Source organism: Rhizorhabdus wittichii (genome assembly GCF_017607425.1).
Classification (GTDB): domain Bacteria; phylum Pseudomonadota; class Alphaproteobacteria; order Sphingomonadales; family Sphingomonadaceae; genus Rhizorhabdus; species Rhizorhabdus wittichii.
In genome coordinates, this window is record NZ_CP059319.1 from 2,237,496 (window position 1) to 2,251,086 (window position 13,591).

A 13,591-nucleotide genomic window follows, 5' to 3' on the forward strand; every position below is an offset into this window, starting at 1 on the left:
GGCCCGGCGTTCTTCGCGCCGGACCGGAAGGCCGAGGGACCGGCTTCCTGCTCTTACGTCAGAAATTGTATCGGAGCTGGGCGGAGATGCTCCACGGCTCCTCGGTGCCGATGATGTAGGAACCGTTGCTCCCCGCTTCGAAGTTCATGATCCGGCGATCGGTCAGGTTCTTGCCGATGACGGAGAACTCCCAGCCCTGCGACGGATTGGCCACCGAGACGGTCGCGCCGAGCTTGACGAAACCCTCCTGCCACAGCAGCGGATCGTTGTTCGGCGAGATGTTGTAGCGGGTGGTGAACATCGCCTCCGGCCGCAGCCTGACCTGCAGCGACGGCCCGACGTCGAACATATATTCGACGTTGAAGTTGCCGCTCAGCTCGGGAGCATAGCGCCCGCGCTTGCCCGAAAGGTCGATGGTCGGATGGCCGAGCGCGATGTCGGTCGGCGATCCGCCGGCATTCTTGAAATCGGTGAACTTGGAATCGAGCCAGGTGAGGCTGAGGCTGGTGTTCCAATGCTCGTTCACGCGCCAGGCCATGTCGGTCTCGATCCCCTGCGAGCGCGCGCCCTTGGCGTTGCGGACGACCGGGAAGATGCCGCCCTGCACGCCGTTGGTGCCGATCGCCGACTGCTGAAGCCCTTCGAAATCGCTGCGGAAGGCCGCGATGTTGAAGGTCAGGCGGCGGTTGAACCACTGGGTCTTCAGGCCGACTTCGTAGGAGTCGACATATTCGGGCCCGAAGGACAGCGTGCCCGGCAGGCCGGTATGCTCGAGGCCGTTATAGCCGCCCGCCTTGAAGCCGTTCACATATTTGGCATAGCCGCGGATCTCGGACGCGAAATCATAGCCGATGGTGATCGACGGGCTGAAATGCGCGTCCGAGCGGTTCTCGGCGCGGTAGCCGGCGACGCCGAGGCCGAGCTGCTTTCCGACGGCGGCCGCGATCGGCGCCAGCGCCGCCGGCAGCGGGACGATCGGGCCGAAGGGCTGCGTCGCCATGCCGAAATACTGGTTGATGCCGAAATGCTTGTCGACCCAGGACTGGCGCGCCGCCAGCGTGACGTCGAGCTTGTCGGTCGGGCGGACGACGACGCTCGCGAACAGGCCGTAGATGTCGGAGGTCTGGCGGAAATCGTCGGCCTGGCCGAACGGCAGATAGGGCGCCAGCGGCGGCACGAGGCCCGGCAGGATCGGCGAGAACAGGCCGTAATTCGCGTAGATCTGGCCGCGCAGCTTGTCGTGCTCATAATAGGCGCCGAACATATAGTCGAACGGGCCGGTGCCGTTCGACGCGACGCGGAATTCCTGGCTGAACTGGCTGAACCGCTCGGGAACGGTGAAGTTGGCCAGGTCGGGGCTCGCCGCGTCGACGTCGAGCTTCAGATTATATTTGTGGTGGTAATAGCCGGTGACCGAGGTCAGCGTGAACGGATCGGCCTCATAGCTGATCGTCGAGATCGCCGACTGCGCGTCGAAGTCGATGCCCTGGTCCGGGTTCTGGGTGCGGACATAGTTGGGGCGGGTATCGTCGCCGGCGGCGATCGCCGCGGTGCAGCCGAAGTTGACGTTGGTGAAGATCGGCAGCGGCGGGCAGCTCGTCAGCTTGGCGGCGAGGCCGCCCTTCTGACGCCCGCGCTCGGCATGCGCCTTCAGGTTGACCGACAGCCGGTCGGTCGGCTTCCACAGCAGCGTGACCCGGCCCGCATAGTTGCGGACGCGCGGGATGTGGATGCCGCTGCTCTTGTCGAGCAGCCAGCCGTCGCCGCGCTGGACCAGCCCGGCGACGCGGATGCCGAGCGTGTCGGTGACCGGCCCGCCGACCGCGCCCTCGATCGTCGCATTGTCGAAGTTGAAATTATACAGGCCGCGGACATAGCCTTCCCAATGGTCGCCGGGATTCCTGGTGGCGATGTTGAACACGCCCGCGATCGAGTTGTTGCCGAAATAGACGCTCTGCGGCCCCTTCAGCACCTCGACCCGCTCGATGTCGAGGAAGGAGGACTGGGTCGAGCGCGAGCGGCCCCGATAGATGCCGTCAACGAAGGTCGCGACCGACTGCTCGAACAGCGGGTTGTTGTCGCCCGATCCGACGCCGCGGATGAACAGCAGGTTGGCGGGGCCGGCCTGCGACACATAGACCGCCGGCACATGCTGCATCGCGTCCTGGATCGAGCCGACGCCCTGCTTCTGGAGGGTGATGCCCGAGACGACCGCGGCGGAGACCGGGACCTTCTGGAGCGGCTCGGCGCGCTTCTGCGCGGTGACGATGATCTCGCCGCTGTCGGCGGCGGCATCGGCCTCGCGGTCGGCCGCCCAGGCCGGGGCCTGTAGCAGGACCCCCGCCAGCACGGCCGCCAATGACGCTCCCTGGATCGACTTCTTCTTCATTCTGGAAACTCCCCTTCCATAATGTCTATACAAATAAGGTGATTGCTGTGCGGTGCTTCGGATCACGCGATCGCCCGGACGATCGCCGGGGTCGCGTCGGCGACCCGGTTGAGGCCGACCAGCGCCATCGCCATGTCGAGCTCGGTGCGGAAGATGCCGAGCGCATGGCCGACCCCGGCCTCGCCGGCGGTCGACAGGCCGTAGAGCGTGGCGCGCCCGACCTGGACGGCGCTCGCCCCCAGCGCGACGGCCTTCAATATGTCGGTGCCGGTGCGGACGCCGCTGTCGATCAGCAGCGGAATCCGTCCTTTCGCGGCGGCGGCGAAACCGGGGAGGACGTCGAGCGTCGACACCGCTCCGTCGAGCTGCCGCCCGCCATGGTTGGAGATGACGATGCCGTCATAGCCGGCGGCGATCGCCGGCTCGACCTGCGCCGGATCGAGCAGCCCCTTGACGATCAACGTGCCGGGCCACTGGTCGCGCAGCCATTTCAGGTCGTCCCACCCGATCGCGGGATTGATCTGCGAGCGGACGAATTCGGAGACCGTAGCCCAGCTCCGCCCCTGCTCCATCGGCATCAGGCCGGGCCGGGGCGCGCCGTGCGGCAGCGCGCGCAGCATCCAGCCGGGATGGCGGAGCACGTCGACGACCTTCGCCGGGGTCCAGCTATAGGGCACGGTGAAGCCGTTGCGGATGTCGCGGAGCCGCCGGCCCGGCAGCGCGGTGTCGACCGTCACCTCGAGCGTCTCGAAGCCGAGCGTCCGGGCTTCGCCGATCAGGCCGAGCGTCGCCTGCTTGTCATGGGCGATGTAGAGCTGGAGCCAGGCCTGGCCGCCCGATGCCTCGGCGATGTCCCTGAGCCGCGCATTGGCGCCGTTGCTGACGACGAACGGAACCCCCGCCGCCGCCGCGCCACGCGCCAGCGCCAGGTCGCCCTTCGGCCAGAAGGCGGACGCATAGCCGGTCGGCCCGATGATCAGCGGCATCGCCAGCGACTGCCCGAACAGGGTGGTCGCCGTGCTCCGCCGGCTGACGTCGACCGGCGCGGCTGACAGCAGGCGATGGCGTTCGAACGCGGCGCGGTTCTGCCGCATCGTGCTTTCGGACTGGGCGCCGCCGTCGACATAGTCGAACACCATCCGCGGCAGCGTCCGGCGCGCGGCATCGCGCAGGTCGTCGATCGAATGGGCCGCGCGCAGGCGCCGGCGGCACAGGGCATCAAGCAAGGCCATGTCGGTAATTCCTGAAATCGGCCGGGCCGGTCACTTCCGCGCGGCGGGCGGAGCGTCGGTCTCGCGGAGAAAGTCGAGGATCGGTGCGGCGACGGTCTGGGGCGCGGTCTCGATCATGAAATGACCGACGTCCTGCAGCTCGACGACGCGATAGCGGCCCTTCGCATAGCGCGCCGACGCCTGGACCGTGGATTCCGAGACGGCCGGTCCCTTGCTCCACACGAACAGCGCGGGCACCCGCACCGGCGGCACGGCGGCGAACTGCGCCGGCACCAGCGCGGTTCCCCAGGACAGCCCGCCGACCAACACGCCCGGCTGCGAAAGGCGCGCGACATAGCGGTCGGTCGCATCCTCGGGCAGGCCGCTCTTGCGCAGGAAGGCGCGCAGCCCGATCGCATCGTCGGCCAGCAGCGCGGCGGCGCGCTTGTCGATATTGTCGGGGCCGATCTCCTTGCGCACCGCCTCCCACGACGCCCGTTGCTCGGGATCATGCTCGATGCCGTCGACGAAGGCGGCGGGATGCGGATAGCGCAGCGTCGTCATCGACCGCACCCGATCGGGATGATAGGCGGCCAGCATCCACGCCATCGCCCCGCCCCAGCCGAAGCCGACGACGTGGAAACGGCGCAGCCCCGTCGCATCGGCGACCGCCAGCGCGTCGGCCATGAAATTGTCGAAGACATAGTCGCCCGGCCGCGACAGCGTCGCGGCGGACGCGCCGCGCTGGTCGAAGGCGACGACGTTGTAGCCGGCGGCGGCGAGCGTCGACGCCACCGGCCGCCAGCTATCGGCATCCTGCGGGAAACCGTGCAGCAGCAGCACGCCGACGCCGTCGCGCGGCCCCCAGCGCAGCACCCGCCAATGCATGTCGCGGGCATCGATCGTCTCGACGGTCGGCGCGGCCACGGCGTCCGCCGCGCGCGCCGGCGGGGACGCGCCGGCCAGGCCGAGCAGGACGGCGACATAGGCGAGGCACCGGCCCATCCATCCCGTCCGGGAAACATCCTTGCCCGCCATAGCCGACCTCCCTTCGTCCTCGCCCACGCCTCTTAACTGAATGTTCAGTAAGTTTATTCCGAACAGCTTCGTTGTCAAGAGCGTTCCGCGCCAGTGCTTCAATGAAATATCTTTGAAATTCAATATGTTGAAACGCCGCCTATTTCGGCATCCAGACACCGCCGTCGACTCCGATCACCTGGCCTGTCTGCATGCCGCCCGTCACCGGCGAGGCGAGGTAGAGCACGGCGTGCGAAACATCCTCCGGCCGGCCGAGCCGCCGCAGCGGAACCTCCGCCGCCAGCTCCTGCTCGACCGCCTTGAATTGCTCCATGTCGCCCATGAATCCCCGGAAGCAGCTATTGGCGCTGACCTCGCTCAGGTCGGCGGGCGGGGTGCCGCCGGGGGCGACGACGTTGATGCGGACGCCATGCTTGCCGACGTCGAGCGCCAGCGTCTGGGCAAGATGGATCAGCCCGGCCTTGAGCGCGCCATAGACCGGCTCGATCGGGGTCGGCTTGCGGCCCATCACGCTGCTCATCGTGATGACGCAGCCGCCCTTCTGCTCGATCATGATCGGCAGCACGATCTTGTAGGCGGTCAGCACGCTCTTGAAATTCTGCTCGTAGATCTTGTCCCAGAGCTGCGGGTCGAGATCGAGGAAATGGCTGAGGATGTCCCAGGCCACGCCATGATAGAGGATGTCGATGCTCCCCATCGCCCGCGTCGCCTCGATCGCGTTCGCGACCGACGACCAGTCGGTGGCGTCGACCGACACGACCGAGACCTTGCCCGCGCCCAGCTCGCGCGCCCGCTCGGCGACCTTCTCGGCGCGGTCGAGGTCGCGCGCGCCGATGACGATGTTCGCACCCGATTCCGCGAAATGCCAGGTCACATGCTGGCCCAGGTTCGAATGGCCGCCGATCAGCAGGACATTCTTTCCCTCGAGTCCCGGATAATACATTCCCGTCTCTCCCTTATGTCCGCGGCGCGCCCGCGACCTCGTTCGCGAGCGTCCCGATCGGCGCGCAGCCTATTTCGATGCGATCGCCCGGCGCGATCCGCGCGGGCGTGGGCGGGCAGCCCAGCGCGACCACGTCGCCCGGCTCGAGCGTCATGAAGCGCGAGATGTGGCTGACGCAGCGTTCGACGCCGAACAGCATGTCGCGCGCGAAGCCCGCCTGCACCCGTTCACCATTGACGAAGGTCGCCAGCTCCGCCGTCGCGAGGTCGAGCCCGGTCGCGATGCAGGGGCCGAGCGGGGCGAAGCCGTCGCGTCCCTTGGCCAGGCTCGGATTGCCCTTGTCCTTGTGGAACCGGGCGACGTCCATCAGGTCGTTGGTCAGCGTGTAGCCGATGACGTGCGCGGCGACGTCGCCCTCGGCGATGTCCCGCCCCCGCCGGCCGATCACCGCCGCGAGCTCGCCCTCGCACACCACGTCGCCGTCGGCGGGCAGCACGATCCGGTCGCCGTCGCCGATGATGCAGTTCGGCGGACGGACATAGACGACCGGTTCCTCGGGCACGGCCATGCCGAGCGCCTCGGCGGTGGCGCGATAGTTGATGCCGATCCCGACATATTTGCCGGGCGCGCAGGGCGGCAGCAGGACGACCTCATCGCGGCCGAACAGGACTCCGTCCTCGACGCATTCGGCCAGGTCGCGCGCCTGCTGGAACGCGCGGAACGGGCTGGTCGACAGCGGGTGGACGCCGTCGCCGTCGAGCAGGCCGTAGCGGCGGCGGCCCAGATAGCGGAAGCGGACGATCCGCATCGCGCGATCAGTCGAAGCGCGAGACATAGCTGCCATATTCGCTGACGGTCATCGCCGTGCCCGGCATGACCACCACCGTCGTCGTCGGCTCCTCGATCACCGCCGGCCCCTCGATCCGGTTGCCGCAGGTCAGCCGGGTGCCGTCATAGACCGCCGCGTCGACGAAGCCGCCGAGATCCTTGAAGAAGGCCTTGCGCGTACCCTTCAGCGCATGATCGGCGCCCTCGCCGCCGAACGGCAGCTTGCGGATCGCCGGCTTCGGCGTCGCGCCGATCGCGCGGACCTTCCAGTGCAGGCATTCGATCGGCTGGGACGGGTCCTTCACCGCGTACATCCGCTCGTGGATGTCGTGGAAATCGGCGACCAGCGCGTCGAGCTGCGCCTGGTCGGCAATCCGGCCGGTGCGCAGGGGCACCGGCAGTTCCCAGATCTGCTCGGGATAGCGGGCCTCGGCATAATATTCGAGGCGCCGGTCGGCGGGGTCGATGCCGTGGCCGTCGAGGAAGGCGACCGCGCTCCTCTCCAGCGACGCCAGCAGGGCGTTGACGCCCGCGAAGTCGAAGCGGTTGCTTTCGACGAAGGCGATCGCGCTATACTCCTTCACCAGGTCGGCGAAGGCGCCGCCATAGGCGCTGAGCACGCCGGCCGCCTTGGGGATGATCAGCTCCCTGATGCCGAGCTCCATCGCCATCGCCTGGATGTGCATGCCCGCCGCGCCGCCGCCCGAGACGACCACGAAGTCGCGCAGGTCGATCCCGCGCGAGATGGCGAGGTCCTGCATCGCCGCCTGCATGTCGTTGTTGACGGTGCTCCACATGGTGAAGGCGGCCTGCGCCACGTCGATGCCGAGCGGCTTGGCGACATGCTCCTCGATCGCGGCGGCCGAGAGCGCCGGGTCGAGCGGGGTGCCGCCCCTGGCGAACGCCTCGGTGTTGAGATAGCCGAGAACGAGGTCGGCGTCGCTGACGGTCGGGCGGGTGCCGCCGCGTCCGTAGAAGGCCGGCCCCGGATTGGCGCCCGCGCTCTCCGGGCCGACATGGACCAGCCCGCCCGCATCCACGCGGGCGATGCTGCCGCCGCCCGATCCGACGCTGCGGCTGTCGACCAGGTCGACGCCGAGGAAGCAGCCGCCCATCACGATCTCGCGCGAGAGGTTGATCTTGCCGTCCTGCACGACGCTGACGTCGAAGCTGGTGCCGCCCATGTCGACGACCAGGACATTGTCGATGCCCTGCTCCATCGCGACCGTGGTCTGGCCCGCGATCGGCGCCATCGAGGGCCCCGAATTGATGCTGTAGATCGGGCGTTCCATCATGTCGTCGACGCTGGCGATGCCGCCGGCCGAGGTGACGAGCGACAGCGAGCGGGCATAGCCATTGTCGCTGAGCTGCGCCTGCAGGTCGGAGACATAGGTGCGGATCACCTCGAGCAGCGAGGCGTTGACCACGGTCGACGAGGTGCGCCGATATTCGCGCAGGATCGGGTTGAGCTGCGAGCTGAGGACGACCGGCACCTCGGGCCATTCCTCGCGGACGATCGCCTCGATCCGGCGCTCATGCTCGCTATTGGTGATCGACCAGAGCAGCGCGACGGCGATCGCCTGGACGCCATAATCCCTGAGCTGCCGCACCGCCGCGCGGACCTCGTCCTCGTTCAGCGGAATCTCGACGCCGCCCTCGGAATTGACGCGCTCGGTGACGGGCAGCGTCAGGTAGCGCGGCACGAACGGATCGGGATAGTCGGTCTTCCACAAGAAGGGTTCGCTGCGCCCCTGCTCCCGCGTCGTCAGGATGTCGCGGAAGCCGCGGGTGCAGATCAGCCCGACCTTCGCCACCTTGCCCTCGAGCAGCGCGTTGAGCGCCACCGTCGAGCCGTGCACCAGCGACACGCAGTCGCGCAGGAATCCGTCGAGCGTCAGGCCATAATGATCGGCCGCCTGGCGCAGCCCCGCCATGATGCCGTCGCTCGGCCGGCGCGGGACGGTGAACGCCTTGAAGATGTTCCACTCGCCATTGTTCTCGTCGAACACGAACAGATCGCTGAACGTGCCGCCCACGTCGGAGCACACCCTGAAACGCATGTCTTCTGACCCTTATCTATTCCGGAGTTCCAGGCGGAGCTGCGCGGTCCGCTCCTGGTCGACGCGATAGTCCTCGCCCGACAGGTCGAGCGCGACGCCGTAGACCCCCCGCGCCTTTTCGGGCGAGACCCAGCCGTTGCGCACCCGGTGGCGCACCCGTTCGGGATCGCGGTCGAGCGGATCGCCGAAGCCGCCGCCGCCCGGCCACAGGCTGCCGATCCATTCGGTCGGCTGGATCTCCTCGCTGGAGATGTCGGGGATCGCGACCTCGTTGCCGGCCGCGTCGACCTTCCACGCGGCCGACGGCGCGCCGGCATGGCCGCCGTGCAGTCCCTTGGGCGGGAAGACCTTGGAATCGAGGAAATAGGACCAGAGCGCCGGGTTGCCGCGCGGCCGCATCAGGCAGCGTATGCCGGGCGCGCCGTCCCATTCGCCCGCGCCGCCGCTGTCCGTCTCGACCTCGCAGCAGCCGAACAGGATCGGCATCTTGAGCTCGAAGATCTCGGCGCTGATGAAGTCGACCTGGCAGCCGCCGGGCGGGCCGAGATAGGTCAGCCAGCCGTCATGGCCGTGCAGCGCCGGCCCGCCGCCGAAGCCGTAGATCACGGCGTTGACGAACAGCCGGTCGTCATAGCGGAAATCCTTGCCACAGACCGAGGCGACGCTCGGGCTGAACGAGGTCGCCCCCTCGGCGAGCCCCTTGTCGGGGCCCAGTTCCGCGAACATCGACTGGATCAGGTTGATCAGCCGCGCGGCGACGCCGACCGTCGCCATCGACGTGCTGTAGGGCGGCTGCACCCCGCCGACGATCGCATTCTCGCGCGCCAGTATCTCGATGCAGTTGTAGACGCCGTCGTTGCGCGGCAGATCGGACGACAGGTTGTTGAGGATGCCGGTGACGACCGCCGAGCGGGTGGTCGCCTCGCTCAGATTATAGCCGGCTTCCAGGCAGGCGATATTGTCCCGCAGGTCGACCTGGATCCTGCCCTCCTCGGGCAGGATCGAGAGCTTGACCTTGAGCGGGATGCCGTCGGGCGCCAGCCCCTCGATCGGGTCGTGCGCATTGGTGGCTTCCCAGCTCCTGCGCGGCAGCCTGCCGATCTCGTCGACCATGCGGCGGCGCGAATAGTCCTGCCATTCGGCGAGGAACGCCTTGATCGTCGCGGCGCCATATTTGTCGCACAGCTCGATGATCCGCTTCTCGCCGATCCGCACCGCGCCGACCGCCGCCAGATAGTCGCCATACCATTGCTCGGGGTTGCGGATGCGGATCTTCGCCATCCGCACCACGTCCTCGACGTCGGCATAGTCGCGCTGGACGCGGACGCAGGGGAAGTCGAGCGCGCCTTCCTCGTACAGGTCCTTCGCGAAGGGCATGAAGGTGGTCGGCTGGCTGTTGCCGATATCGGCCTGGTGGGCGACGCTCAGCGTCGTCAGGATATGCTCGCCCTTGTAGAAGACCGGCGCCATATAGGCGAAGTCGCCATGGTGACTCGACCCGTAATAGGGCGAATTGTTGAGGAAGCAGTCGCCGGGGCGGAGATCGCCGAACAGGCCGGTCATCTGCTTCGCCGCCATGCTGCACGACGCGACGATGATCGGGATCGCCTGGGTCAGGCAGAACAGGTCGCCCTCGCTGGTCAGCACCGCCGACGAGAAATCCTTCGCGAGATTGAGCGCCGCCGACCGCGACACCTTCTCCAGCGTGTGGTTCATCTCGTTGACGATCACGTTGAACTTCCTCGCGAGGATGGCCAACATGTGGGGTTCGATCTTCACCGCAGTCCCGCTCACTTCCCGCCTCTCGTCCACGCCTGCCTCATAAACTTACTGAATATTTAGTAAGGAAATTATGCCAGTTCCGCCGGGCTGTCAAATTCGCTTTTCAGCCGATCGTGATGCCTGCCGTCAGAAGCGGCAGGCCGGCTCCGTCAGCCCCTTCGCGCCGGGCTTCAACGCGAACAGGCCGCCGGCGCCCGGGGCGGTCGCGGCGTCCTGCGCCGCGTCGGGATCGAAGCCGATCGCCGCCACCATCTGCCGCGGCAGCGCGACCGCGCCGGTGGTGATCAGCAGCGTCGCATGATCCGCGCCGCCGAACGCGCAGCTCGTCACGAACGGCGCCGTCACCCGGACGCGCAGCAGCAGCGCCCCGCCGGGCGAATAGCGGCGCACTTCCGAGGTCAGCGGGATCGCGACCCAGAGGCAGCCCTCTGCATCGACGCAGAGCCCATCCGCCCAGCCCTCGCCCACCGCAAAGTTGAGCACGGTCCGGCGGTTGGCCAATGTCCCGGCCGCGCCGTCGAAGTCGAACGCGTCGACCCGGCCGGTCGGCGAATCGACCAGGTAGAAGGTGCCGCCGTCGGGGCTCCAGCCCATGCCGTTGCCGATCGTCAGCCCTTCGAGCACCCGGACGCAGCGCCCGTCGCCGTCGACGCGATGGAGCGCGCCGCCGCCGATCGAGAGCGCAGCGTCGACCGTCCCCGCCCAGACGCGCCCTTGGGGATCGCACGCCGCCTCGTTGATCCTTACCGACGACGGGTCGGCGTCGATCGCCGCGAGCAGCCGTTCGCCGCCATCCGGGTCGAGCAGCGTGAAGGCGCAGCCTTCGGCGAGCAGCAGGCCGCCGTCCACGCGTGGCAGGGTGGCGGCGGTCGGCCGGCCGCGCCGGATCGTCCGGCGGACGCTCCAGTCATCGCCCAGTTCGATGATCTCGCCGCTGACATTGTCGAGGCACCAGAAGACCTGGCCGCGCTCGTCCCAGACCGGCGCCTCGGCGATCGCCGCCCTCCAGTCGTGGACCAGCGGCGCTTCGACGATCGGAACCGCGGCGCTCACCACATGCCCTTCGCGAGGGCCGGCGCGGCGCGATGGTCGCCATTGGTGTCGAACCAGGGCAGGTCGGCGAGCAGGCGGCGTTCGGCGCCGCGCGGATCGCGCACGATCGACGGCGCCGCATCGATCGCCAGCACCTCGCGTCCCGCCGCGCCATAGGGCGGCCAGGCGATCGACGAAGGCCGGGGAGCTCCGCCGGCCGCGAAGCTCGACCAGCCCTGCCGGATCAGCGCCGACACCGCCGTCGAGCCGGCATCGACCGGGACCATGCTCGGCACCTGCGCCATCGTCCCGAACGCCAGCGGCACCGACAGCCCGTGCGGGACGCCGAGCTTGCCGTCCATGATCGGCGTCGGCCATTCGAGGCTGTAGACCCAGGTCGGCGCGCTCGCCCCGGCGGCGCGGAGATTGGCGACATAGGCGGACGAGCGGACGATCAGGAACTCGCTCATCACCGCGAAGAAGATGTCCGCCGGACTCTTGGCCGGATAGAGTTGGCGATAGCCGGCCACCAGCGCCGCCATGTCGCCGGGGAACATCTTCGCCAGCGTGGCCCGCAGGCCGTCCCAGTCGAGCGCGAAGATCGGCGGCGACCCCACCAGGATCGTCGCCTCGTCGCGGCTGGTGCCGATGATCATCGGCACGTCGCGGCTCTCCGCCGGCACCTCGTCGGCAAAGGGATGGCGCGGAAGGCTGCCGCCGATCACCGGCAGGAATTTGCGCGCCCATCCGTCGCCGAGCGCGCTGACCCCGTCGAGGATCGCCTGCGCCGGCAGGTCGAGCAGCCGCTGTGGGTCGCGGCCGATATCGAGCTTGTCGAGCAGCGCGTTCGCCGCTTCCGCCGCCTGGGCCCGCTCCATGCCCCAGACCAGCACCCCGCTCTGGGTGATCGCGCCGTGGAACAGGCCGCGCGCCTCGGGCATCGCCATCAGCGCGCAGACCTTCGCCCCGCCGCCGGATTCGCCGAAGATCGCGACGCGATCGGGATCGCCGCCGAACGCGCGGATGTTGTGGCGAATCCAGCGCAACGCATCGACGATGTCGAGCATCCCGACATTGCCCGAATCGGCCAAGGCCGGGTCGAGATGGTCGAGCGACAGATAGCCGAACACGCCGAGGCGATGGTTGAGCGTCACCACCACGACGCCGTTCTCGGCGGCCAGCGCCTGCCCGTCGCTCGCGTTGATGCTGCCCGATCCCTCGCGGAAGCCGCCGCCGTGCAGCCAGACCAGCACCGGCCGCGCCGCGCCGGGATCGGCCTCGGGCGTCCAGATGTTGAGCCGCAGGCAATCCTCGCCCACAGGCGCGGGATCGGTGAAGGAGGCCCAGGGCCCCGCATCGGGGGCCGGCAGGCCGATCTGCGGCGAATGCTTGCCGGGCTGCGGGGCGCGATCCCCGAACGTCTGGAAATCGCGTACGCCCGTCCAGGGCCGGGGCGGCGCGGCGCGCCTGAAGCGCCCCTGCCCGCCGACCGGCGCGCCGTAGCGCAGCCCCTTGAACAGCGAGACGCCGCCGGCTCGCGAACCGCGCGCCAGCCCCTCGCTGGTCCGCACGACCGGCGCGGCCGAAGCGTCCCTCGCTGCCCGGCGGCCCGCCGATGCCGATCCCTGCATCCATCCCATCCCGGCGATCGATGCCAAGAGAAAGTCCCGCCGCTGCATCGATCCTCTCCTTACCCAAGACCGTCATCCTGACGGAAGTCAGGATCCATTGCCGCTCCGTCGAGATGAAGCCCGAAGGTTGCGGTTCTGGATCCCGGATCAAGTCCGGGATGACGACGGGGAAAACCGCCCCCGTCCCGGCCGCGCCATGCTTCAGGCCGCCAGCCGGAACGCCTTGGCGACGATCTTCCACTCGGCCCCGAACCGCACGAAGGACAGGATATCCTCGAAGTCGTGGCCGCCCCAATGATGCGCCTCGACCACCGCCGAGGCGATCCCGTCGAGACACTGGATCGACCGGATCGAGGCCGTGATGTCGGGCGACGGCCCCGCCCCGTCGACGAAGGCGAACAGCATCTCGATCGGACCGGCGAACTTGTCCGGCCCCAGGAAGCCGCAGATCGTCGCCTCCTCGGAGAAGACCTGCCGCATCGGGCCGCTGTCGCCGGCCCGGGCGCCGTCGACATAGAGTCCGATCAGACGCGCGATCTCCGCATGATCGCCAAAGCCGTGGGACAGGTCGGTCATAGGAACTCTCCATCGATGCCGCATGATGCGCGAGCCCTTGTGGCCGCCAATCATTGACTGAACGATCATTTAATAAAACCGTCCGATCGGTGGAGTCAATA

At 68.4% G+C, this 13,591-nt stretch carries 10 protein-coding genes; all 10 read right to left on the reverse strand.

All coding sequences use genetic code 11. The annotated features are described in order from the left end of the window. Positions 1-58 precede the first annotated feature (58 nt). The 10 genes from HRJ34_RS10580 to HRJ34_RS10625 all read right to left on the reverse strand — a co-directional run bounded on the left by HRJ34_RS10580 (position 59) and on the right by HRJ34_RS10625 (position 13,490). The gene (locus HRJ34_RS10580; protein WP_208634055.1) at positions 59-2,389 is read right to left on the reverse strand and encodes a TonB-dependent receptor; all 2,331 of its coding nucleotides are present in this window, start codon (positions 2,387-2,389) and stop codon (positions 59-61) included. Positions 2,390-2,451: 62 nt separating this feature from the next. Continuing rightward, a complete protein-coding gene (locus HRJ34_RS10585; protein WP_208634056.1) occupies positions 2,452-3,621 on the reverse strand; it encodes an alpha-hydroxy acid oxidase in 1,170 nt (389 codons plus the stop codon). A gap of 30 nt (positions 3,622-3,651) precedes the next feature. Continuing rightward, a complete protein-coding gene (locus HRJ34_RS10590; RefSeq protein ID WP_208634057.1) occupies positions 3,652-4,638 on the reverse strand; it encodes an alpha/beta fold hydrolase in 987 nt (328 codons plus the stop codon). Between the two features lie 139 nt (positions 4,639-4,777). Then, entirely contained in the window at positions 4,778-5,581 is an 804-nt protein-coding gene (locus HRJ34_RS10595; RefSeq protein ID WP_208634058.1) for an SDR family NAD(P)-dependent oxidoreductase, read from the reverse strand. 13 nt (positions 5,582-5,594) lie between these two features. Next, positions 5,595-6,389, reverse strand: a complete 795-nt coding sequence (locus HRJ34_RS10600; protein ID WP_226949143.1) for a fumarylacetoacetate hydrolase family protein — start codon at positions 6,387-6,389, stop codon at positions 5,595-5,597. Between the two features lie 7 nt (positions 6,390-6,396). Further along, a complete protein-coding gene (locus tag HRJ34_RS10605) occupies positions 6,397-8,469 on the reverse strand; it encodes a hydantoinase/oxoprolinase family protein (protein ID WP_208634060.1) in 2,073 nt (690 codons plus the stop codon). 12 nt (positions 8,470-8,481) lie between these two features. Next, a complete protein-coding gene (locus HRJ34_RS10610; RefSeq protein ID WP_208634061.1) occupies positions 8,482-10,230 on the reverse strand; it encodes a hydantoinase B/oxoprolinase family protein in 1,749 nt (582 codons plus the stop codon). A 147-nt stretch (positions 10,231-10,377) separates the two neighbouring features. Further along, positions 10,378-11,304 (reverse strand): SMP-30/gluconolactonase/LRE family protein, encoded by a 927-nt coding sequence (locus tag HRJ34_RS10615; RefSeq protein WP_226949144.1) that lies wholly within the window; start codon positions 11,302-11,304, stop codon positions 10,378-10,380. Then, entirely contained in the window at positions 11,301-12,962 is a 1,662-nt protein-coding gene (locus HRJ34_RS10620) for a carboxylesterase/lipase family protein (RefSeq protein ID WP_208634063.1), read from the reverse strand. Before HRJ34_RS10620 ends, HRJ34_RS10615 begins: the two co-directional genes overlap by 4 nt. A 153-nt stretch (positions 12,963-13,115) precedes the next feature. After that, positions 13,116-13,490 carry a nuclear transport factor 2 family protein gene (locus HRJ34_RS10625; RefSeq protein WP_226949145.1) on the reverse strand — a complete coding sequence of 125 codons (375 nt, stop codon included), beginning with the start codon at positions 13,488-13,490 and terminating at the stop codon, positions 13,116-13,118. Positions 13,491-13,591: the final 101 nt, after the last annotated feature.